Annotated in this window: 20 protein-coding genes and 1 tRNA gene; 15 read left to right on the forward strand and 6 right to left on the reverse strand. The window is 67.9% G+C overall.

All coding sequences use genetic code 11. The features are described 5' to 3' along the window. Positions 1-3 precede the first annotated feature (3 nt). The 3 genes from tagF to NWE53_RS08105 are packed head-to-tail and all read left to right on the forward strand — an operon-like array spanning position 4 to position 3,564. Positions 4-708, forward strand: a complete 705-nt coding sequence (gene tagF, locus NWE53_RS08095; protein ID WP_265053821.1) for a type VI secretion system-associated protein TagF — start codon at positions 4-6, stop codon at positions 706-708. Continuing rightward, a complete protein-coding gene (locus NWE53_RS08100) occupies positions 677-1,516 on the forward strand; it encodes a PP2C family protein-serine/threonine phosphatase (protein WP_265053822.1) in 840 nt (279 codons plus the stop codon). Before tagF ends, NWE53_RS08100 begins: the two co-directional genes overlap by 32 nt. Beyond that, entirely contained in the window at positions 1,513-3,564 is a 2,052-nt protein-coding gene (locus NWE53_RS08105; protein WP_265053823.1) for a serine/threonine protein kinase, read from the forward strand. Before NWE53_RS08100 ends, NWE53_RS08105 begins: the two co-directional genes overlap by 4 nt. A 111-nt stretch (positions 3,565-3,675) precedes the next feature. On the opposite strand, the gene NWE53_RS08110 is transcribed toward NWE53_RS08105, so the two are convergent. The 3 genes from NWE53_RS08110 to NWE53_RS08120 form a co-directional block, all read right to left on the reverse strand. Then, positions 3,676-3,954 carry a hypothetical protein gene (locus NWE53_RS08110; RefSeq protein WP_265053824.1) on the reverse strand — a complete coding sequence of 93 codons (279 nt, stop codon included), beginning with the start codon at positions 3,952-3,954 and terminating at the stop codon, positions 3,676-3,678. Between the two features lie 73 nt (positions 3,955-4,027). Continuing rightward, complete coding sequence (locus NWE53_RS08115) at positions 4,028-5,812, reverse strand: transglycosylase SLT domain-containing protein (RefSeq protein ID WP_265053825.1); 1,785 nt, start codon at positions 5,810-5,812, stop codon at positions 4,028-4,030. A 65-nt stretch (positions 5,813-5,877) separates the two neighbouring features. Beyond that, positions 5,878-7,431 (reverse strand): methyltransferase domain-containing protein, encoded by a 1,554-nt coding sequence (locus tag NWE53_RS08120; protein ID WP_265053826.1) that lies wholly within the window; start codon positions 7,429-7,431, stop codon positions 5,878-5,880. Between the two features lie 63 nt (positions 7,432-7,494). On the opposite strand from NWE53_RS08120, the gene NWE53_RS08125 reads away from it, so the two are divergent. The 11 genes from NWE53_RS08125 (at position 7,495) to NWE53_RS08180 (ending at position 17,979) form a co-directional block, all read left to right on the forward strand. Further along, a complete protein-coding gene (locus tag NWE53_RS08125; RefSeq protein WP_265053827.1) occupies positions 7,495-7,656 on the forward strand; it encodes a hypothetical protein in 162 nt (53 codons plus the stop codon). Between the two features lie 54 nt (positions 7,657-7,710). Continuing rightward, positions 7,711-8,739 carry a trans-3-hydroxy-L-proline dehydratase gene (locus NWE53_RS08130; protein ID WP_265053828.1) on the forward strand — a complete coding sequence of 343 codons (1,029 nt, stop codon included), beginning with the start codon at positions 7,711-7,713 and terminating at the stop codon, positions 8,737-8,739. Between the two features lie 76 nt (positions 8,740-8,815). Next, positions 8,816-8,889 (forward strand) — tRNA-Gly (locus NWE53_RS08135). Positions 8,890-9,387: 498 nt separating this feature from the next. Further along, complete coding sequence (locus NWE53_RS08140) at positions 9,388-10,155, forward strand: flavin reductase family protein (protein ID WP_265053829.1); 768 nt, start codon at positions 9,388-9,390, stop codon at positions 10,153-10,155. A gap of 22 nt (positions 10,156-10,177) precedes the next feature. Beyond that, complete coding sequence (locus NWE53_RS08145) at positions 10,178-11,182, forward strand: MsnO8 family LLM class oxidoreductase (protein ID WP_265053830.1); 1,005 nt, start codon at positions 10,178-10,180, stop codon at positions 11,180-11,182. A gap of 26 nt (positions 11,183-11,208) precedes the next feature. Then, positions 11,209-12,552: an LLM class flavin-dependent oxidoreductase gene (locus tag NWE53_RS08150; RefSeq protein WP_265053831.1), complete on the forward strand. Its 1,344-nt coding sequence runs from the start codon at positions 11,209-11,211 to the stop codon at positions 12,550-12,552. A gap of 35 nt (positions 12,553-12,587) precedes the next feature. Further along, a complete protein-coding gene (locus NWE53_RS08155) occupies positions 12,588-13,124 on the forward strand; it encodes a GNAT family N-acetyltransferase (protein WP_265053832.1) in 537 nt (178 codons plus the stop codon). 37 nt (positions 13,125-13,161) lie between these two features. Beyond that, positions 13,162-14,961, forward strand: a complete 1,800-nt coding sequence (locus NWE53_RS29835; RefSeq protein WP_320109557.1) for an amino acid ABC transporter permease/ATP-binding protein — start codon at positions 13,162-13,164, stop codon at positions 14,959-14,961. 32 nt (positions 14,962-14,993) lie between these two features. Then, complete coding sequence (locus NWE53_RS08170; protein WP_265053833.1) at positions 14,994-15,926, forward strand: ABC transporter substrate-binding protein; 933 nt, start codon at positions 14,994-14,996, stop codon at positions 15,924-15,926. Positions 15,927-15,970: 44 nt separating this feature from the next. After that, entirely contained in the window at positions 15,971-16,906 is a 936-nt protein-coding gene (locus NWE53_RS08175; RefSeq protein ID WP_265053834.1) for an ABC transporter substrate-binding protein, read from the forward strand. 35 nt (positions 16,907-16,941) lie between these two features. Then, positions 16,942-17,979, forward strand: a complete 1,038-nt coding sequence (locus tag NWE53_RS08180; protein WP_265053835.1) for an LLM class flavin-dependent oxidoreductase — start codon at positions 16,942-16,944, stop codon at positions 17,977-17,979. 161 nt (positions 17,980-18,140) lie between these two features. On the opposite strand, the gene NWE53_RS08185 is transcribed toward NWE53_RS08180, so the two are convergent. Both NWE53_RS08185 and NWE53_RS08190 read right to left on the reverse strand, forming a co-directional pair. After that, positions 18,141-19,151, reverse strand: coding sequence for a DUF2891 domain-containing protein (locus NWE53_RS08185; RefSeq protein ID WP_265053836.1), 1,011 nt, complete (start codon positions 19,149-19,151; stop codon positions 18,141-18,143). Continuing rightward, on the reverse strand, positions 19,148-20,074 hold the full coding sequence (locus NWE53_RS08190) for a bile acid:sodium symporter family protein (RefSeq protein ID WP_265053837.1): 927 nt from the start codon (positions 20,072-20,074) through the stop codon (positions 19,148-19,150). Before NWE53_RS08190 ends, NWE53_RS08185 begins: the two co-directional genes overlap by 4 nt. Positions 20,075-20,149: 75 nt before the next feature. Between NWE53_RS08190 and NWE53_RS08195 the strand changes: the two genes are divergently transcribed. Then, on the forward strand, positions 20,150-21,079 hold the full coding sequence (locus NWE53_RS08195) for a LysR family transcriptional regulator (RefSeq protein ID WP_265053838.1): 930 nt from the start codon (positions 20,150-20,152) through the stop codon (positions 21,077-21,079). Between the two features lie 20 nt (positions 21,080-21,099). On the opposite strand, the gene NWE53_RS08200 is transcribed toward NWE53_RS08195, so the two are convergent. Next, the gene (locus NWE53_RS08200; protein WP_265053839.1) at positions 21,100-22,071 is read right to left on the reverse strand and encodes a Bug family tripartite tricarboxylate transporter substrate binding protein; all 972 of its coding nucleotides are present in this window, start codon (positions 22,069-22,071) and stop codon (positions 21,100-21,102) included. Between the last annotated feature and the right edge of the window lie 186 nt (positions 22,072-22,257).

The raw sequence follows: 22,257 nt of genomic DNA on the forward strand, positions 1-22,257 counted from the left end.
GCGGTGCCCTGCGGCCTCTTCGGCAAGCTCCCCGCCAAGCGCGACTTCATCGCGCTCAACGCCCCCGCAGGCTTCCTGGCCGTCTACGAGAAATGGCTGCAGGGCGGGCTGACCGCGAGCCGGCTCGAACTCGGAAGCCGCTGGCAGGAGGCCTATCTCAACGCACCGATCTGGCGCTTCTGGCTGGGCGCCGGCCATGGCGGGCAGACGGTGGCCGGCGCCTTTATGCCCTCGGTCGACGGCATCGGCCGCTATTTCCCGCTGACCGTCTTCGCCGTGGCCGCGCCGGGCGCGGCGATCCCCCCGCCGGAACTCGATCCGCAGGATGGATGGTTCGCGGCGATCGAGGATTTCCTGCTGCAGGCGCTGGAACCCGATGCGAGCTACGAGGCCGTCGCACAGCGCCTCGCCGCGTTGCCCGTGCCCAACGACCATCACCTTGCCGCCCCGCCGCAGGATATGGTGCGGCTCTCGGACGGGACCATCGTCAGCGCGGCCATTGCGTCCGGCTTTCCGGAGCGGCTGGTGGCGCTGCGCGTCGAGGATCATTCGCGGGCCTATGCCCATGCCTCATATCTCTGGACCGTCGGCGGGCCGAATTTCGAGGCGCTGGCGCTGACCGGCCAGGCCCTGCCCGATCCCTATCTCTTCACCGGCCTGCTGACGGGACGCTTCGATGCCCATCTCGCAGCCGAACGCGCCGGATAATGAGGGCGATGCCATGAACGATGCTCCGCGCGCGGCCTCCGATTTCGAGACCGGCTGCATCAGCCATACCGGCAAGGTCCGCAAGGCGAACGAGGACAACTTCCTGCTGCGCCCCGAAGTCGGCCTCTGGGCCGTGGCGGACGGCATGGGCGGGCACGAGAACGGCGCGCTCGCCAGCGCCACCGTCGTTGCCGCGCTGGAAGGCGTCGGCGCGACGAACTCGGCCTCGGAGCTGCTCGCCATGCTGGAGGGCAGCGTGCTCGAAGCCAACCACACCCTGCGCGAGGAAATCCGCCAGCGCGGCGCGACGATGGGTGCGACCCTCGTCGTCCTGCTGATCCACCAGCGTCATTTCGCCTGCCTCTGGTCGGGCGACAGCCGGATCTATCTCGTCCGCGCCGGACGCATCACGCAGATATCACGCGACCATACCGAGGTGCAGGACATGGTAGATCGCGGCCTGCTGACGCCCGACGAAGCGAAGAACTCGCCACGCCGGCACGTCATCACCCACGCGATCGGCGTGCACGAAACGCCGGAACTCGACCTCGAGAACGGCGAGATCGCCGATGGCGACGCCTTCCTGCTCTGCTCGGACGGGCTGACGGAGCACGTCGCCGATGCCGAGATCCTGCAGGCCGTCGAGGCTGGCGGCGCGCAGGCCGCCTGCGACACCCTGCTGGCGCTGACGCTGGAGCGCGGCGCGCGCGACAACGTCACCGTCGTCATCGTCCGCTATCGACAGGGCGCGAGCGAGAGAACACGCTGGATGCCGAACCGGCGCGCACCAGGGAGCTCCACGCCATGAGCGACGACTCCGAGCGCACCGTCTTCGCCCCGCGCGCCAATGCCCGCATCGGCACCAGGCTCAACGGCATCTACGAGATCGAGAGCCTGATCGCGGTCGGCGGCATGGGCGAGGTCTACAAGGGCCGCGCCATCCAGACCGGCGACGCGGTCGCGATCAAGATGATCCGCCCCGACATGGCCCGCGACGAGGCCGTGATCGCGCTGTTCCGGCGCGAAGCGGCAGCGCTGCACAACCTCTATAACGAGGCCATCGTCCGCTACTACGTCTTCGCCATCGATCCGGCGAGCGAGTCGCCCTACCTCGCCATGGAGTTCGTCGACGGCCAGCCGCTCTCCGAGCGCATCAAGCAGCAGCCTTTGACGATCGAGGAAGCCGATGTGCTGCGCCAGCGGGTCGGGCCCGGGCTGCACGCCGCCCATCGCCTCGGCATCGTCCACCGCGACATCTCGCCGGACAACATCATCCTGCCCGGCGGCGATCCCTCCCGCGCCAAGATCATCGATTTCGGCATCGCCCGCTCCAGCCTGCTCGGCGAAGGCACGGTGATCGGCTCCGGCTTCGCCGGCAAATACAACTATGTCTCGCCCGAGCAACTCGGGCTCTATGGCGGCGAGGTCACCGGCCGCTCCGACATGTATTCCTTCGCGCTGGTGCTGGCCGAAGCCGTCGCCGGCCGCGCGCTCGATATGGGCGGCTCGCAGGTCCAGATCCTCGACAAGCGCCGCCGCCTGCCCGATCTCTCCGGCGTCGATGCCCGCCTGCGCCCGCTGCTCGCGCGCATGCTCGCGCCCGACCCCGCAAACCGCCCGGCCGACATGGCCGAGGTCGCCGCCTGGCAATCGCCTGCCGCCGGCAAGAAGGCGGCTGGCCCTGCCGGCCAGAAGAGGCAAGGAAGGTCGCCGATGGCGCTCGTCGCGGGCGTCGCGATCCTCGCGCTGCTGGCAGGAGGCGGCTTCTACGCCTGGAAGAGCCTTCAGCCCGAACAGACGAGCAAGAATGCCCGCCTCCCGAGCGCCGATCCCCCGCCTCTATCCGAGCAGCCTTCCGCAAGCGCCACCGCCAGCAACAACGCGCCAGCCCTGACCGAAGCTCCAGCAGAGAAGCCGGCGCAGGCAGCCGCGCCGAGCACCACAACGCAGACGTCTGCACCGCCGGTCGCTGCCCCGCAGCCCTCGCCGCCACCCTCGGTGCCGAACCCGGCACCTCCCCAGATCGCCACCAACGTCGAGACCGCACCACCGGCGCCGCCTGCGCGCCCGCCCGCAGCCGAGCCTGCCAAGCCTCCGCCGCCCCCCGAGTTAGGGCCTGTTGAGAAGCCGCCGGTCGCCATCGCAAAACCGCCATCCAGCCCGCCCGTGATCCAGCCCTCGACACAGGCGCCGCCGCCCCCGCAGACCGCCGCGCTCGCGCCGGAGCCTGAGCCGCGCACGCCGGCCGAACGGGTCGAGCGCTATGTTCGCGACTACGATGGCGGCTCTTGTTTCTTCCTGTGGCCCCTGGAAATCGGCGACCGCAAGGCGACGCTGGAAGGCTTCGGCAGCGCATCGGGCCCCTTCGTCACCTTCGACAATGCCTTCAAGGCCGCGCAGGGCTTCGAGGCGCAGATCAACCTGCGCCCCGTCACCAGCGCGCAGTGCCCGATGGTCGAGTTCCTGCGCCAGCCGGGCGTCGGCATCGATCGCTCTCCGCGGCTACAGATCGGCGCGTTCAACATGAAGAGCGGCGAAATCCTCAACGGCTCGGTGGAAGCCGGCGGCGGCCAGAGCCTCGATGTCGTGCTGATCGGCGACGACGGACTCGTCTACAACCTCGAAAGCTTCATGAAGCGCGAGGGCGGCAAGGTCACCTTCAACCTCAAGCTCGAATCGACCGGCGGCGCCGCCCGCCCGCAGACTGTGCTCGCCCTCGTCAGCCAGGAACCGTTGCCCGCGCTCGCGGGCCCCAACCCGGCTCCTGCCAGCGAGTTCTTCGCCAATCTCAAGCTCGACCTGGCGCGCCAGCCGGGCAAGCTCGGGCTCGGGATCAAATATTTCCGGATCGAGTGACGGACAGGCGTCGTTCTCGGGCCTGACCCGAGAATCTCAGGACCAGCGGGCTCTTGTTTCCGAGACGCTCGGATCAAGCCCGAGCATGACGGAGCATTCGGCTTCGGCCTCTCACTCCTCCCGGTACAGCACGCCCCATTCGTCCTGCCAGACGCCCGCCGCATCCTCGACGACGATCGGTGCCTGGATTTCGTTGGCGAGGCGGATGGCAGTGCGGAAGGCGTCCTTCGCCGCCAGCTCGTCGCTGACGAAATCATTGACGAGATGCCCGCCGGCCAGTTCGGCCGGGCAGAGCACCCGCCCGAAGGCCTCGCCGCTGCGTTCGCTCAGGCTGAGCGTGATCGCGTCGGGCTGCGGCTCGTCGACCTGCTCGAAACGGTTGGCCGGCATGAGCTTTCTCCTCATCGATGCCCGGGAACCGGGCGTGGCTGGCCGCAGGCGGGATCGCACGCGGCGGAAAACGTCATTTCTTCGGTTGCGGCCGGGCGAGGCCCGGCCCCATCGTCGGCCTGACCGCGCTGTAGCGATCGAGCCTGATCTTGATCATGTCGTTGAATTTCTTGTGGACCTCGGAGACTGACAGCACCTTCGTCTCGCCACCGGCATCGGCGTAGAAGATCGGCCGGTTGGCCTGGGCCGGCTTCGGCAGCAGCTCGGCCGCCTTGACGCCCGGCGTCTCCTCCATCGTCTCGATAAAGGTCTGCGCCGCATCCGGCCCGAGGAAATGGATGAGGTAGATCTCGCCGCCCGTGAGATGGCGCCCCAGCGCACGCTCCAGCCTCAGCGTGTCGCGCTTCAGCATCTCCGCCGCCAGCAGCGCCGAAACATAGGGTTCGCGCCGCATGTCGAGGATGCGCTGGCGCTCATCGCCATTGCCGATCGTGAACTGCCTGCCGGAACGGCCGATCAGCTTGGCGTCCGCGGCAAGTCCGTGCTTGGCGCCGAACTCGTAGATCACGCCGAGCCAGGTCTGCTCGATGAACTGGTAGAGGCCGGTCGCTGACGAGGTCTTCGCCTTCACCGCGGTGGAGAACGAGGATTCCTTGTCCGCCACCGCCATCAGAAGCGTCGGATCGGCGCCCACGACCTTGCTGGCGCGCACGATCGTATCGACCAGATGCCGGCGGATCTTGATCGGCCCGAAGGTCAGGATCTGGTCGGGATCGCCGCTGGAGATCTGCGGCGGCGGCTGCGGCGCTCCGCTGGGTGCGGTCGGCGCCGTCGGCACGCTCTGCATCTTCGGCGGCACCAGCAGGATGTTGGAGGGAAGCTGCAGCTGGTTGACCGGCACCTGCTGCGTCGGCGCATCCTCCTGCGGCTTGATCGCGGCCAGCGAGGGATCGTTGTCGAGGGCGAACTGGGCGGCCTGCCGCGCGCCCTCCAGATCCTGCTCCACCGAGGACAGGATCAGCGAGGGCCGGGCCGGGCCATCCTTCAGCGCGGGCGCCTCGACCGCCGCGACCTCGTCCTCACCAGCCGGCTTGGACCGCTCCGGCCGCTGCAGCCTTGCATAGGCGAGGCCGAGCACGGCCGCCGCCACACAGGCGACGCCCACTCCCACGGCTGCGATCGCCATGCGTCCGGAAAAGCCTTTCCGAGCCGGCGAAACCGGATCGGGCGCTTCGCCCACAGGCATTGCGGACGGCTTATGAGGATACTTCGGAGCGACGTCCAACGATGGCTGAGCGGCGCCCTGCCGAGATGCAGGCGCAGCAGGCGGGCGTCCGGTGTCGGGGGTCTTCGCGGCAGGCGCCGCCCCCGCCCTCTCAGCCGCCTTCGCCGGCTGCGCAGGTCGCTGAGTCTGACCGGAGGCACGCTCCGGCGCAGGAGAGGCGGCACTGTCCGAGACGAGGCGGCGCAGGCCCGCAAGCCAGGCTGCATCGTCGCGCTCGCCTAGCGTCGCAAGCTCGTCGACGAGCCGCTGCGCCGTCATCTGCGGCACGCCCGCGTCCCGCGCGATCATTGCGGCTGCACCCTTGGCGGGATGCTCCGTCACGGTCTTCAGGGCGAAGAACCAGAGCTGGAGCGGCGTGCGCCGGCTTTCCATCGGCGTGCCCGCCGCCGGATGAATCATGTAGTGGCAGTGGTTACAGGCGAAGCCGCGCAGCTTCGGGCGCATCTCGAACGAGGCGGCGCGTCCGCAGGCCGCGCAGGCCATGATCGTGCCGCCATGGCGCAGCCGCATCAGCTCGGCGAGGCAGGCTTCCTCGGGAAACAGCGCCTGGAATTGCCGGAAGCGCTCGCTCATTCTGACGGCCCGCGCCTCATCGCCCCTTCCGCAAGGTTACGCCCCGCTCCGCGGAGCGACAATCGTCATGCGCGCAGCAGGGCGAGACGGGCGACATCCCTGAGATGCATCGCCACCTCGGCTGCCGTCGCCCGCTCCGGTAGGTTCGGCACGGCGACGCCGGCAGCCCGCGTCTCGGCCAGGAAGGCGTTCATCTCGTCGAGCAGCATGCGCTGGTCGCGCGAGCCGTCGAGGAGGCTGACGAATTTCCGCACCACGATGCTGTCGAGCTGAACGGTGCGGTGGCGCAGATCGGTCACTTCGAGGGCGGTCGCGGCCTGCCAGCGTGCGATCTCGCTTGCGGCCGGCTTCTCGCTGATCTCCGTCGTCAGCACCGGCGGTTCCAGCCGGATGTCGAGCAGCCCGGCCTTGAAGATCGCGATCAGCGCCTCCTCCAGCCGCCCGATTTCGTGGGCGCTATCGGGCCCCAGCCCATCGCCGACTTCGTCGCAGCAACGCGCGACCAATTCGTCCCAGGCAATGCTGGCCGGCCAGATCGCGCTCATAATGCCGAGCGCCGCCTTGCACAGAGGCAGATCGACCGAAAGCCGAACCCCCTCGTCGAACTCGAAACGCTCGACGCCGGGCCGCGCCTCTTCCGTCACCTGCTGGGCCAGTCGCGCATTGGCGGCAAGGTAATAGGGCCTCAGCGCATCCGGGCGGATGCCCCTTTGCAGGGGCAGATCGGCCCGGCACAGCAATGTCTCGCGAAACGGACGGCCGATCAGCAGATCGAGCGTCTGCTCGCGCCGCGCCACCTCCTCCACCGGAATCTGCGCCAGCAACTGCTGCGCTGGCCCCTTGGCGGCGCCGTAGAGGTTCGGGAACGAGGCCTCCGCCAGGAATTGCAGCCCGTGACGCTCCGCCGTGGACAAGACCTCGTGCAGAGCGAAGGCGCGCGCTCCGGGGTTCAGGTCATCATGGTAGAAGACGTTGTCCGGAAGCTCGTCGATCTGCTTCAGGCGCTGGCGCAACGCCGCGCCATGGAAGCTGTCGGGATCGCTGGCTTCGGCGACATCCTTGAGCGCCGCACGCGCCACCCGCACCCGCTCGCGCGGCTCGTCGATATCGCGGACCGCATAGAGCATGACGTCCCGTGCCAGATCGCGCAGGCGACAGCCCGGCAGCGCGTTGTAGCTGACATAGGCGACGCCCTGCGGCGCCAGCAATTCGCCGAAGAGCGCGACGATGCGCTCCCTCACCGGATCCGGCACCCAGGAAAACACGCCGTGGACGATGATGTAGTCGAAGCGCCCGAGATCGGCCGTCAGTTCCAGAATATCGCGCTGCTCGAACGCGACATTCGCAAGGCCGAGTTCGCCCGCGCTGGCGTTCGCCTGCCGGATCGAATCCCCGCTGAGGTCGATGCCGAGGAACTGGCTCCGCGGGTATTGCGCGGCCATCGGGATCAGGTTTCCGCCTCGCCCGCAGCCGAGTTCGAGCACGCGCATGGTGGATGGCAGTGCCGGGCTCATCCCATGGAAATGCGCGATGGTCGCCAACCGCGATGGATGAGTCTGGGAGAATGAATGGCCGGGATAGGCCACGGCGTCATAGGGATTGATCGCTGAAGCGCTCATGGCCGCCTGTCCGCCTCGGTTCGGACCATACCATCCCAGCGACCTCTCCGGCGCCTCCTTCATTTGAAGGAGCGGACGCTGCGGCTGGACTACACCCACTACGATCTCGGCAACCAGAACCTGACCTTGCAGGACTATACCGGCCTGGCGCCGGGCCAATATGCGCTCATGCGGGCGCGCACCTCCGGCGATATCGTCAAGGCCGGCTTCAACTTCGGCTTCTGAAGCCGATGAGGACCGGGTAACACTGGTCCGGTCGCACCGAGCCGGGCCTCCCATATGCGCAGCAGCAGGATCATCCATGTCGTCGGCTGCCATGCGGCAGGCGAGGTCGGAGACGTCATCGTCGGTGGCGTGCAGCCGCCGCCGGGCGAGACGATCTGGGAACAGTCACGCTTCATCGCCAACGACGAGACCCTGCGCAACTTCGTCCTCAACGAGCCGCGCGGTGGCGTCTACCGCCACGTCAACCTGCTCGTCCCGCCCAAGGACCCACGTGCCCAGATGGGCTGGATCATCATGGAGCCGGCCGACACGCCGCCGATGTCCGGCTCCAATGCGATCTGCGTCGCGACGGTGCTGCTCGACACCGGCATCCTGCCGATGCAGGAGCCGCGCACCGACCTCGTGCTCGAAGCTCCGGCCGGGTTGATCGAGATCAGCGCCACCTGCCGAAACGGCAAGGCCGAGGCGATCAGCCTGCGCAACGTCCCCTCCTTTGCCGCACGGCTCGGCGCGACGATCGAGGTAGCCGGCCTCGGCACTTTGAGTGTCGACATCTCCTATGGCGGCGACAGCTTCGTCATCGTCGATGCCGCCCGCCTCGGCTTCGCGATCGCGCCCGACGAGGCGCGCGAGATCGCCGAGATCGGCATGAGCATCACCCGCGCCGCGAATGAACAGCTCGGCTTCGCCCATCCCGGCGACACCGCCTGGAACCACATCTCCTTCTGCCAGTTCGCCGCCCCGGTCGAGCGCATCGACGGCGTGCTGACCGGCCGCAATGCGGTGGCGATCCGCCCCGGCAAGATCGACCGCTCGCCGACCGGCACCGGCTGCTCGGCGCGGATGGCCGTGCTGCACGCGCGCGGACAGCTCGGCGTCGGCGAACGCTTCGTCGGCCTGTCGATCATCGGCTCGCGCTTCGACTGCGAGATCGAAAGCCTGACGCGGATCGGCGACACCCCGGCGGTCATCCCGCGAATCACCGGCAGCGCCTGGGTCACCGGCACCTCACAGCTCATGCTCGACCCCGACGACCCGTACCCAGCCGGCTATCGCCTCTCCGATACCTGGCCGAAACTGTGACGCACGGCGTTTCGGCTGTGGAACGGCGCGGCGGCCCTTGACACCTGCCGGTGCGATAGGGAATTTGGCCGCTGATGCGGGTGTAGCTCAATGGTAGAGCAGCAGCCTTCCAAGCTGAATACCCGGGTTCGATTCCCGGTACCCGCTCCAACTTCCTGCATCGTCGCCAATTTTCAGCCGTGAGTACGGTCTGACGGCACTCCGCAATCGATGCAGCGGCCCATCGAGCAGCTCATTTCGGATCAGGCTTTCTGACGCCGCTGCGGCGGACAAACGGAATTCTCCCGGCAGACGGCCCCGCCATGGCGCTTCCACCTACGGCCAGCCCGATCTTTGAAAAGCTGTTTCATTGACCGCAGCCCCCTTCACGGAAACAATCGAAGTATCGAGCGATATTCGTTTCGCTCCTTCGCGGGATTTGCTGGAGCAGCTTGCGCCGCGTCAACAACGCTAAAAGCACCACGATGAAATCGTGGGCTCCGAAGCACGGAGACACGCCGGCGATGCCGATGACATGCACGGTCAATTCTGTCGCGCCACTGCGCAGGCGATGTTCCTGACGGGGTGCCGGCGCCGCTAAGCGCCCGACCACTTCCTTTCCCGGTCTCGTTTTCCCTGCAACGCCGGCCTCCCGGCGAAGGAGGTCTCATGTCCCGAGCCGACACCACCGGCGGCCCCGGAACGCGCCACCCGCCCTCGACCGCCAACAGCGGCGGCCAGATCGTCCAGCTGCCAAGGCGCGGCAGCCATCCGCCGATCCACCGGGCGCCCGCGCCCGGCACCCCCGATCCGCAGTCCCCTTCAGAGGTTTCCATGGCGCTCGTCTCGCTCGCTTCCCAGGCCCCGCATGCTGTCGGCAGGTCGCCGGCGCGCGTCGAGCCGGCCCTCAACGACCTGGGAGGCGAGTTCCGTTCGGCGCTGCGTCATCTAGCGGGCGGCGTCTCCGTCATCACCACGGGGCGCGGGGAGGACCGGACCGGCCTGACCGTGACGTCGCTATCCTCGCTTTCGGCCGAGCCACCGACCGTGATGTTCGGGCTCAACCTGTCGTCCTCCACCTTCCCCGTGCTGAAGCGCCATCGCAGCTTCGGCGTGAACTTCCTGACCGCCGCGCAGAAGGAGGTCGCCGACCGCTTCGCCGGCCGCAACGGCGAGAAGGGCCCCGCCCGCTATGCCGAAGCGCGGTGGAACGAAGGCCGCACCGGAGCGCCGCTGCTCGAAGGCGCATTGGCCGCGCTCGATTGCGAGCTGGAAGAGCTGATCGAGCGGCACTCGCACGCCATCGTCATCGGACGGGTGCGCGAGGTCAGGTTCGGCCGCAACGACGCCGCCCTCCTCTACTGGCGCGGCGACTACGAGCGGCTCGGCTGGATGGCCGAGGAAGCCCGCACCGCGCTCGGCCTCCGCTCCCTCTGACACACTCCCACGGCACCCCGACATGACCTACAGCCTCAGCCTGCTCGACAAGAGCCCGATCCTCGAAGGCGAAACCGCCGTAGCGGCTCTCCAGCGCACCACGACCCTTGTCCAAACGGCCGAAAGGCTCGGCTATCGCCGCTTCTGGCTGGCCGAGCATCATGATTTCCCCGGCCTTGCCAGCTCGGCGCCCGAGGTGCTGGCCGCCTATCTGCTGGCGCGCACCCAGCGCATCCACATCGGCACCGGTGGCGTCCTGCTGCCGCATTACAGCCCGTACAAGGTCGCCGAGATCTTCAACCTGCTGGCTTCGCTGGCGCCGGGTCGCGTCGATCTCGGCATCGGCAAGGCGCCCGGCGGCCTGCCTCTGTCGACCAAGGCCCTTCGCGTCCTGCACGACCCGGCGCGCTCGCCGTCGTTCGAGGCCCTGCTGGATGAGCTCGACGCTTTCCTGGCCCCGCCATCCGAGACACCCGGCCCACAGGAGAAGGCCCGCGCCTTCCCGATGCCGCCCGCGACGCCGGAGCGCTTCCTGCTCGGCGCGAGCCCCGACAGCGGCCGCCAGGCCGGCGAGCGCGGCTGGCAGTTCGTCTTCGCCGGCCACCATAACGGCGACCCGAAGGCGATCGAAGCCAGCCTCGAAGCCTACACCAAGTCCGGCGGCTCATCCGCGCCTCTGCTTGCCGTTGCGGCCTTCGCCGCCCCGACTACCGAGGAGGCGCTGAGCCTCACGGAGAACCATCGCGTCGTCCGGCTCACGCTCGACAACGGCCAGAACCTCAATCTCGGCAGCGAGGAGCAGGCGGCGGAATATGCCCGCCAGGCCGGCGCGGCCTCCTACCGCACCGAGATCCGCACGCCGCACGTTCTCGCCGGCACGCCCGAGCAGGTGCGCCGCGAGCTGGATGCCCTGCACGCCCGCTTCGGCATCGCCGAGTTCATCATTGAAACGCCGGGCGCCCTCACCGCCAAGCGCCTCGCCTCCGTCACGCTGCTCGCCGGCGAGACGCCGGCGCTGGCGGCCTGATCCGCTCTTTTCGAAAGGACGCTCGCATGTCCCGCACCCGCCTCACCTTCGGCCTGATGCTCCAGGGCGCCGGCAGCCACATGAACGCCTGGCGCCACCCGAGCAACCCGCCGGACGCCAGCGTCAATCTCGACTTCTTCATCCGCAATGCCCGCAAGGCCGAGGAGAACGGCATCGCCTTCGCCTTCGTCGCCGACGGGCTCTACATCAACGAGAAGTCGATCCCGCATTTCCTCAACCGCTTCGAGCCGCTGACGATCCTCTCGGCGCTGGCCACGAGCACCAGCAAGCTTGGCCTCGTCGGCACGGTTTCGACCTCCTACAGCGACCCCTTCACGATCGCCCGGCAATTCGCCTCGCTCGACCTGCTCAGCGGTGGGCGCGCAGGCTGGAATGCGGTGACCTCGCCGCTGGAGGGCTCCGGCCGCAACTACAGCCGCCCGCATCCAGAGCACGCGCTACGCTACGAGATCGCACATGAATATCTCGACATCGCCAAGGGTCTCTGGGATTCCTGGGATGACGACGCCTTCCTCCGCGACCGCGAGAGCGGCCGCTTCTTCGACCGCGAGAAGCTGCACGCGCTCAACTACAAGGGCCGCTTCTTCCAGGTCGAAGGGCCGCTCAACATCCAGCGCTCGCCGCAGGGCCAGCCGGTGATCTTCCAGGCCGGCGCCTCCGATGCCGGTATCGGCCTCGCCGGCCGCCATGCCGACGCCGTCTTCGCCAACCACGTCCCGCTCGAGGAGGCGCAGAGCTTCTACCGCAGCATCAAGACGAGCGCGGTCGCCCATGGCCGCTTGGCTGAGGACGTCAAAGTTTTCCCGAGCGCAGGGCCTATCGTCGGGCGCACGCAGGCCGAGGCGGAGGAGAAGTACCGGGCGATCCGCGACCTGATCTCGATCGAGGATGCACTCGCCTATCTCGGCCGCTTCTTCGACCATCACGACTTCAGCGCCTATCCGCTCGACGCGCCCTTCCCGGAGCTCGGCGAGATCGGCAAGAACAGCTTCCGCTCAACCACCGACCGCATCAAGCGCAACGCCGCCCTGAAGGGCCAGACGCTGCGCGAGGCCGCGCTGGAAGCCGCGACGCCGCGAACGGACTTCATCGGCTCGGCCGAGGATGTCGCCGACAGGTTGATCCAGCGTGTCGAGACGCAAGCCGCCGATGGCTTCATCCTCGGCTTCCCGGTGATCGCCCAGGGTCTCGACGATTTCGTCGAGCTTGTCATCCCGGTGCTGGAAGCGCGCGGCGTCTACGACCGCACCTTGCCGGGCGCGACCCTGCGCGACCATCTCGGCTTAGGCCGTCGCGAGAGCCGCTACGCGGTCCCGTCGGATGCGCCCTTCACTCGCCGCGCCGGCTGAGCCGCCCCGCAACGATCTCACGGAAAGGCTCAGCCATGGCCGACGCATTCCTCTACACCACCCCGCTCGATCCGCTCGCCCAGCCGCTGGTCGAGCAGCTCACCTGGGAATACGCCAGCCGCTACGGCGACTATTTCGGCGAGGCGCCCGGTGCCGAGATGAGCCGCTATCCGGCCGAGCTCTTCGCCCCGCCGGACGGCAACTTCGTCCTGCTGCTGCGCGACGGCCGGGCCATCGCCGGCGGCGCCTTCAAGCGCTACGACGAGCGCACCGCCGAAATGAAGCGCATCTGGACCCATAGCGATTTTCGCCGCCAGGGCCTCGCACGTCGCATCGTCATCGAGCTGGAATTGCAGGCCGTGCGGCAGGGCTACGGCAGGATCTTCCTGACCACCGGCTTCCGCCAGCCGGAGGCCAAGGGGCTCTATCTGGAAACGGGCTACACCCCGCTCTTCGACGTCTCGGTCGATCCGGAGACTTACGGCAAGCTGCCTTTTGAGAAGGAGCTCTCCGTCGCGCCGGCTGCGCTGTCGCGACCGCCGGATACTCGCTCGTCGCTCAGCGCTGCCTGACGGCCCGCTCCCTCTCTCACAATAACAAGAGCCAGCCATGACCCTCGCCAGCGACTTCGCGGGCCTGCCCGCGCACGCCCAGACCCCGGCGCCGAACCGCGACTTCAGCCGCTACCGCATCGTTCCGGCTCGTTATCCGGCGCGCATCATCGGCACCATCTTCGCAGGCGTCGTGCTCTTCGCCGTCCTGAACTCGGTGCTTGCGAACCCGCGCTGGGGCTGGGACGTCTTCGCCGAATGGTTCTTCGCCGAGCCGGTGCTGGCCGGGCTCGGCCGCACGCTGCTGCTCACCCTGCTCGGCACGGTCTTCGGCTTCCTGCTGGGCACCGGGCTAGCGCTGGCGCGGGTCTCCGGCTCGCCGCTGCTCGCCTCGCTGTCCTGGGGTTATGTCTGGCTCTTCCGCTCGATCCCCCTGATCGTGCTGCTGCTGATCCTGAACAATCTCGGCTATCTCTACAGCACGGTCTGGCTCGGCATCCCCTTCACCGAGATCACCTTCGCCTCCTGGTCGACGACGCAGCTGATCACGCCCTTCCTCGCCGCCGTGCTGGGGCTGACGCTCAACGCTGCCGCCTTCTCCTCCGAGATCGTCCGCGGCGGCATCCTCTCGGTCGACCAGGGGCAGCTGGAAGCCGCTGCCGCGCTCGGCCTGCCGCGCCGCCGCCAGGTCTCGCGCATCGTGCTGCCGCAGGCGATGCGGTCGATCCTGCCGACCGCCTTCAACGAGGTCATCACCCTCGCGAAAGGCACCAGCCAAGTCTACATCCTCGCGCTGCCGGAGCTGTTCTACACGATCCAGGTCATCTACCGGCGCAATCTGGAGGTGATCCCGCTGCTGATGGTGGCGACGGTCTGGTATCTCGTCATCCTCAGCGTCCTCTCCTTCGTCCAGCATCATATCGAGCGCTATTATTCGCGTGGCGCCCTGCGCAACCCGCCCCCTTCGGTGATCGACAGGGCGCTGCGCTGGCTCGGCCGCAGCCGCGTCCCGGCAGCAGCAGGCAACGGTTTTGCCTCCCCGGCACAGGCGCCGGCCGCGAACGGGGCAACTTCGCTCTCCACGCTCTCCCGGCGCAGCGGCGGCGAGATCCGCATCAGCCACGTCTCGAAGAGCTTCGGATCGCTCAAGGTGCTCGACGATGTCAACCTCGCGCTGCGTCCCGGCAGCGTCACCGCGATCATCGGCCAGTCCGGCTCCGGCAAATCGACCCTGCTGCGCTCGATCAACCATCTGGAGCGGGTGGACGAAGGCTTCATCGCCATCGACGGCGAGCTGATCGGCTACCGGCAGGACGGCGAGACGCTGTACGAGTTGAAAGAGAAGGACATCCTGACCCGGCGCGTCGACGTCGGCATGGTCTTCCAGAACTTCAATCTCTTCCCGCACCTGACCGCGATCGAGAACATCGTCGAGGCGCCGGTGACGGTGCGCGGGCTCTCCCGCGAGCAGGCCCTGGCCGAGGCCCGCGAGCTCCTCGCCCGTGTCGGCCTGGCCGAGAAGGCCGATGCCTATCCGCGCCAGCTCTCCGGCGGCCAGCAGCAACGCGTCGCCATCGCCCGCGCCCTCGCCTTGCGGCCGAAGGTCCTGCTCTTCGACGAGCCAACCTCGGCGCTCGATCCGGAGCTGGTCGGCGAAGTGCTCGACGTCATCAAGGAGCTCGCCCGCTCCGGCACGACCCTCGTCATCGTCACCCACGAGATCGGCTTCGCCCGTGAGGTCGCCGACCAGGTCGTCTTCATGGAAGCCGGGCGCATCCTCGAAACCGGCACTCCCGCCCAGGTCTTCGGCAATCCCCATCACCTCCGCACCCGCGAATTCCTCGCCAAGGTGCTCTGACCTTCCGCCCACGCCAGACAAGGAATCCGACCATGATCACGCGACGCGATTCACTGAGCCTCCTCGCCGGCGCCGCCTCGGCTGCCATCCTCCCCGCCCGCACTTTTGCCCAGCAGGCGATCGACCTCTCGCCCGAGCAGGCGGGACGTCCGCGCGCACAGATCGACGAGGCCGCGATCAAGCTCATCGCCAAGGACGCCAAGTTCGTGAAGGACGGCGTCTTCACGATCGCGAACACCGCGGGGCGCCTGCCCTTCGGCAGCTACGCCAACGACACCCGGACGATCATCGGCTCCGAGCCCGATATCGGCCAGCTCATCGCCGATGCGCTCGGCCGCAAGCTCGAGGTCCTGCCGACCGCCTGGGCCGACTGGCCGCTCGGCGTCACCTCCGGCAAATACGACGCCGTCATCTCCAACGTCACCGTCACCGAGCAGCGCAAGGAGAAGTTCGACTTCTCGACCTATCGCAAGGATTTGCTCGGCTTCTACGTGAAGAAGGACAACGAGATCGTCATCCGCGAGCCGCGCGACGTCGCCGGCCTCAAGATCATCGTCTCGGCCGGCACCAATCAGGAGCAGATCCTGCTGCGCTGGAACGAGGCCAATATCAAGGCGGGGCTCAAGCCGGTCGAGCCGCAGTATTACGACGACGACGTCGTGCTCTATCTCGCGCTCGAATCCGGCCGCGCCGACGCCTATCTCGGCCCCAACGCATTGTTGAGCTTCAAGGCGGCGCAGGAGGGCAAGACCCGGCTCGCCGGCAATTTCTCGGGCGGCTGGCCGGTTCTCGCGGAGATCGCGGTGACGACCCGCAAGGGCGCCGGCCTCGCCGACGCGATTACCCACGCGCTCAACGGCCAGATCAAGAACGGCAACTACGCCAAGGCGCTCGCCCGCTGGAACCTCTCGGCCGAGGCGATCGAGGAATCGCGCGCCAACCCGCCCGGCCTGCCGAAAGCCTGATCGCCCGCGACCGGCCGCACTTTTTTCAAGAACTGGAGATCACCATGGTTCCGCGACGGACTCTCCTTTCGCTTCTCGTCGGTGCGCTCGGCGTGGCGGGTCTCTCGCCCGCCTTCGCCCAGCAGGCGCCTTTCGACCTCGGCCCCGAACAGACCGGCCGCATCCGCGCCGAGAAGGACCCGGCAGTCGTCGCCGCGGTCCCTAAGGGCTTCAAATTCGTCGAGCCCGGCATCTTCACGGTCGGCATCAGCCCGGGCGGGCCGCCGCTTGCGACCTATGCCACGGACGCGAGGACCGTGGTCGGAGCCGACCCGGACTTCGCCCAGCTCATTGCCGACAGCCTCGGCCTGAAGCTCAACCTCGTGCCGCTCGCCTGGGCCGACTGGCCGCTCGGCCTGACCTCCGGCAAATACGACGCCGTCATCTCCAATGTCGGCGTCACCGAACAGCGCAAGGAGAAGTTCGACTTCTCGACCTATCGCCAGGGCTTGCACGGCTTTTTCGTCAGGGCCGACAGCAAGGTCGCCAGCATCAAGGAGCCGAAGGATGCAGCCGGCCTGAGCTTCAGCGTCGGCGGCGGCACCAATCAGGAGCGCATCCTGGTCGAATGGAGCAAGAGCAACGTCGCCGCCGGCCTGAAACCGCTGGAACTGCAGCTCTTCGACGATGAAGCCGCACGCCTCGTCGCGCTGCGCGGCGGCCGGGTCGATGTCATCGTCCAGCCCCATGCCCAGCTCGTCTTCGTCGCCGCCCGCGACAAGGACATCAAGCGCGTCGGGACGCTCAGCGCCGGCTGGCCGCTGAAATCAGACGTCGCGATCACCACGCGCAAGGGCAGCGGCCTCGTCGATGCACTGACGCTCGCCACCAACAACCTCATCGCCAACGGCAAATATCGCCAGCTGCTCGCACGCTGGAGCCTCGAAGAGGAAGCTCTCGAACGCTCCGAGACCAATCCACCCGGCCTGCCCAAGTACTGAGCCTGCGCAAATACTGACATGACGAAACGACTGACATGACGAAACTCTCGATCAGGCAGATCGCCTTCCTGACTCCCGGCAACTACGACGATGTCGATCCGCGCGCCGGGCTCGAAGACACGCTCAGGCTCTTCGAGCACGGCGAGGCGCTCGGCTTCGACAGTGCCTGGGTGCGCCAGCGCCATCTCGAACCTGGCTTGTCCTCGGCGGCGACCTTTCTCGCCGCCGCGACACAGCGCACCAGCCGGATCGGGCTCGGCACCGCCGTCATCCAGATGGGCTACGAGAATCCGTTCCGGCTGGCGGAGGATCTCTCGCTGGTCGATGTCCTCTCCGGCGGCCGGCTGAACGTCGGGCTCAGCGCCGGGCCGCCACCCTTCGGCAAGCTGCTGGGCGATCGCTTCTTCGACGGTGATCCGGCGGCGATCGACTTCTCGCATGCGCGCGTCGCCAGGCTCGCGGCCAATATCGCCGGCGAGTGGCTCGGCGATCCCGAGACGCGCATCACCTCGGCCGCCGGCGAGCATCGGCCCCGGCTGCGACCGCATGCCCCCGGACTGCGCCAGCGGCTCTGGTATGGCGGCGGCTCGCTGCGCTCGGCGCGCTGGGCCGCCGAGACCGGTTTCCAGCTGCGCGTCGGCAACATCAACACCGGCGAGGAAACGAATGACTTCTTCGAGACGCAAAGGCGCCATATCGAAACGTTCCGCGAGCTTTGGCGCGGCGAAGGAACACCGCGCATCGCCGTCGGCCGGGTCATCGTCCCGCTCGACGGTGCCGATGCGTCAACCCGGCAGCGCTATCGCGACTACGCCGCCAGCCGCCATGCCCGCACCCTCGCCCCGCAGGGCGGGCGGCGGACGCTGTTCGCGCCGGATCTGGTCGGCACCGCGGCCGAGCTGATCGAAAAGCTCGCGGCTGACCCGATCCTGCCGCTCGTCGACACGCTGCGGCTGGAGCTGCCGTATAATTTCCGCATCGAGGATTACCGCCAGATCATCGGCGATTTCGCTAGGCTGATCGCTCCGGCGCTCGGCTGGCGCGGAGGAGCGGAGCTGAAGGGCGCCGCCTGACCGGTCTGGAGCGTCCTGACTATTCTCGGAACCGCGGCGTCATCCCGGGCTTGCCCCGGGAGCCGTCGGAGGGCTCCGAAGCCCCACGATGGATCCCGGATCGGCGCTGCTCTGCAGCTCGTCCGGGATGACGCCCGGTTTCCATCAGAACTCGCCCTGCCCTAGCGCTCCTCGATCGCGAGCACGGCGAAGGTGGCAAGCCAGTGCTCGACCATATAATCGCCCGCGATATGAGGCAGCCCCGCATCGAGGTGACGCCGCGCGGCGTCCTTGGTGATGGGGCGTCGCGCATCGTCCGGCGGCAGGGCCGCGGCGAGCGCGCCCCAGCACCAGGCGCGGCTGAGATTGAGGCCGTCGAGATGCGCGATCTTGCCGTCGGTGCGGTCGGTCACGGTCGCCGGCTTGAACAGGATCGCAGGCTCGCTCCGTGCAAGGTGCGGCAGGAAACGCTCGAACCACGGCAGGAACGCTTCCGGCAGCATCAGGCGGCGCATGCACTCCGCCTCGATCAGGGCGGATGACTGGAAGTCGTCGCCGCTCGGCTCGCCCCAGGCCGGGCAATCGACATCCGCCCCATACCAGCGCAGCGCCGTCTCGCGCAGCAGCGTCAGGAACGCGCCGTCATCGGTCGCCGCCGCATAGTCGGCAGCCATGCGCAGGCCGAAGGCCGTGTTGAAATGCGTGCCGACACGCACCGGATAGGTCGCGATCGGCAGGAAGTCACGGAAGCGCTGGGCGAAGACTTCAGCGAGCGGCGCCAGCGCCCTGCCCCAGCGGCCGTCGTCGAGCCCTTTCAGCTCCGCGGCGAGCTTTAGCAGCCAGCCCCAGCCATAGGGCCGCTTGAAGCCGCGCGCGGTCGGCGCGGCGAGATAGGCGCATTCGATCGCCACCTTGTCCACAACGAGCTGCGCGTCGAACAGCGCCCTGATCTCGGCGGCTGCTTCCATCTTAGGATAGCGCCGCAGCAGGCGGGCCAGCATCCAGTAGCTGTGCACGCAGGAGTGCCAGTCATAGCTCCCGTAGAAGACTGGATGGAGCTCGCTCGGCGTGCGCGCATCCTGCGGCCCGGCCAGCGTATGGTCCGGCTTGTTCGGATATTCCCGGCGGACATGGCCGAGCGCGATCCGGGCGAAGCGGACGGCAATCTCTTCGGTCAAGGCGGAAGCGGTCATGGCTTGGCTGTCTCCGGTTCGGCCCGGCGCATCAGGAAGGCGATCAGGCGTGGGGTCATGTAGATCGGAAACTGCGTCGCCGCGAAGAAAAGCGCCATCGTCGGCGAGGTCGCTGCTCCCATCGCGGACCAGACCAGCCCGACATTGCGGTTGCCGAGGGTCAGCCCGACGGTGAGGCGTTCGCCGAGGCTTCCGGGCGTCAGGACAACGCCTAGCGCCTGCAGCGCGAGGTTGCAGGCGAAGGCCAGCGCGACGCAGGACAATGCCAGCGCCGGGTCCGCCTCGATCTGGGCGCGCACCCCGGCCATCGTCGCGACTGCGAAGACCAGCAAGGCTCCGAAAACGGCTGCATCGACCGCCGCGCCGGTCCGGGCCAGCGCCCGCCTGGCGTAGTGGCGCAGCAGCCCTGCGACCGCTGCGGCTCCGGCGGTCAGGATGAATAGGCGCAGCGCCAGCTCATAGGGATCGAAACCGATTCCGCCGAGCCACTGACCGAGAAGCGGAACCGTCAGCGGCGCAAGCGCCATCGACAGCAAGGTCACGGCCAACGGCAGCGTTGGATCGAAGCCGAGCAGGCGCGCCACCGCCGCGGTTCCCCCGGATGGCGGCGCGCAGACGGAAAGCACCATCGCCAGTGCTAGGTCGGGGCTAAGTCCAGCGCCCCTCGCCGCCGACGTCACCAGCAACGGGCAGACCAGCATCACCATCGCCGGCAGGAAGAGCGAAAGGCGCGGCTGCCGCAGCGTGCGCAGAAAGGCGCTGCCGTCGACCCTGAGCAAGGTGCCGAGAACGATCACGAAGATCGCGACAGCCATGGCCGGACGCGCGGTCTCGGCCAGGGCCGGAAGCGCGATGCCGGTGAACACACCGAAGATCAGCAATGTCGGTCCGCGTGGGATGTAACGCGCAAACGGGAAGGACATCGCACCTGCCGGCAGACCGAGAAGCTCGGGGCAGATCTAGAGGCGAATAGAACATCGTTGAAATCGATTGTTTATATGACCATCATTGGCAGCATGAATTTAGCGGCGGTAGATCTCAACCTGCTCGTGGCGTTCGAGGCGCTGATCGAGGAGCGGCACGTCACGCGCGCAGCCAGCCGCATCGGGCTGGCGCAACCCTCGATGAGCAGCGCCTTGCGGCGCTTGCGCGAGCTGTTCGACGACGAGCTGTTCCTGCGCACCGCGACCGGCATGCATCCGACCGAGAAGGCCCTGGCATTGGCACGGCCGATCGGTGCCGCGCTCGAGCATATCCGGGGAGCGCTCGCGCCGCGGCAGGGTTTCGACCCCGCCACGTCGAAGCGGCGTTTCGTCATCGCCGTGACGGACTATGGCGATCTCGTCGTCGTGCCCGCTTTGGTCAAACGGCTGCGGCGGGAAGCTCCGGGCATCGATCTGGCCGTGCGGCCGATCACCGATGCGCGCGATGCCGTGGCAAGGCTGGAGCGGGGAGAGCTCGATGCGCTGGTCGGCGGCCACCTACCGGATTCGGCGACGGGCATGCGCCGGCGCCTGATCGAGGAGCGCTTCGTCTGCATCCGCGACGCTGCCCATGCCGCAGGATCGGCGGCGCTGAGCCTGAGCGACTACGCCGCCCTGCCGCATGCCTTGTTCTCGGCAGTAGGTGGCGACGGCCTACCGAGCGCGATCGATTCCGCGCTCGATGCGGCCGGGCTGAAGCGCCGCGTCGCCATCACCCTGCCCCATGTGGTGGCGGTGCCCTTCGCGGTGGCCGGGACCGATCTGGTGGCGACGATGGCCGAGCGGGTCGCGCGCCGTTTCGCGGCCGGCGCGGGCGTCGCGGTGTCGCCGCTTCCCTGCAAGGTCCCCGCTTTCGACATCGACCTGCTGCACGCGCGGCGCGCGCTATCGGACCCGGCCCTGCGCTGGTTCACGGATGCGATCGCCGCAGCCGCCGCCCCATAGGCGCAGCATCGCGACCAAGCTCACTCGATCTTCACATTCGCCTTCTGCGCCACCTCGGCCCAGCGCTTCGTCTCGGAGGCGATATGCGCGGTAAACTGCTCCTGGCTCGATCCGACCGGGTCGACGCCGAGCTTCCTGAGCTGCTCGATCACCGCCGGCTCCTTCATGATCGCCTGCGTCTCGATCGAGAGCTTGGTGACGATCTCCTTCGGCACGCCCGAGGGCGCGAAGAAGCCGTGCCAGGAGCTGGCGTCGTAGCCCGGAATGAACTCGGCCAGGGCCGGCAGGTCCTTGGCGACCTCCAGTCGCTTCGGCGTCGCCGTCGCGAGCGCCCTGATCTTGCCGTCCTGCACATGCGGCCAGGCGATGGTGATGTTGTCGAAGGTGATCTGGATCTGGCCGGAGAGCAGGTCCTGCGTCACCTGCCCGCTCGAACGGTAGGGCACATGGGCCATGTCGGTGCCGGTCGCGACCTTGAATAGCTCGGCCGCCATATGGGTCGAGGTGCCCGCTCCGGACGAGCCGAAGGAATACTTGCCCGGATTCTTCTTCAGAAGGTCGATCAGCTCCGGCACCGTCTTGGCCGGCAGGTCGATATTGACCATGAGGATGTTCGGCACGCTCGCCACCTGCGAGATCGGCGCGAAATCCTTGATGTGGTCGAAGGGCAGCTTGGCGTAGACGGCCGGGTTGATCGCATGGGTCGAGACCGTGCCCATGGTCAGCGTGTAGCCGTCCGCCGGGGCGCGGGCCACGGCGGCGACGCCGGTGTTGCCGCCTGCTCCGGCGCGGTTCTCGACGATGAATTTGCCGCCGAGGCGCGCGCCGAGCCGGTCGGCCAGGATGCGCCCGAGCAGGTCGGTCGTGCCGCCCGCGGCGAATGGCACGACGATGGTCACGACCTGGCCGCCGGGATAGCCACCCTGCGCGAAGGCAGGGCCTACCGCGGCCAGGCCAGCGGCAACCATCATCGTTCTGCGTGTGATACTCATTGGTTTCGTTCCTCCCGGAGGCGGAAAATGCCGCCTTGCGCCTCATGAGCGGGCGCTTGTCCCGATGGATAGCACAGGATCGCCGGATTGAAATCTGAAATTTCAGATTGCCGTCGAAACCTGATTGTGCTGTTTGATTGCCGACGTTGCTGCGTGGAAGCCGGATCGCGCGGATTTCCGGCCTCG

This window comes from Bosea sp. NBC_00550 (genome assembly GCF_026020075.1).
Classification (GTDB): domain Bacteria; phylum Pseudomonadota; class Alphaproteobacteria; order Rhizobiales; family Beijerinckiaceae; genus Allobosea.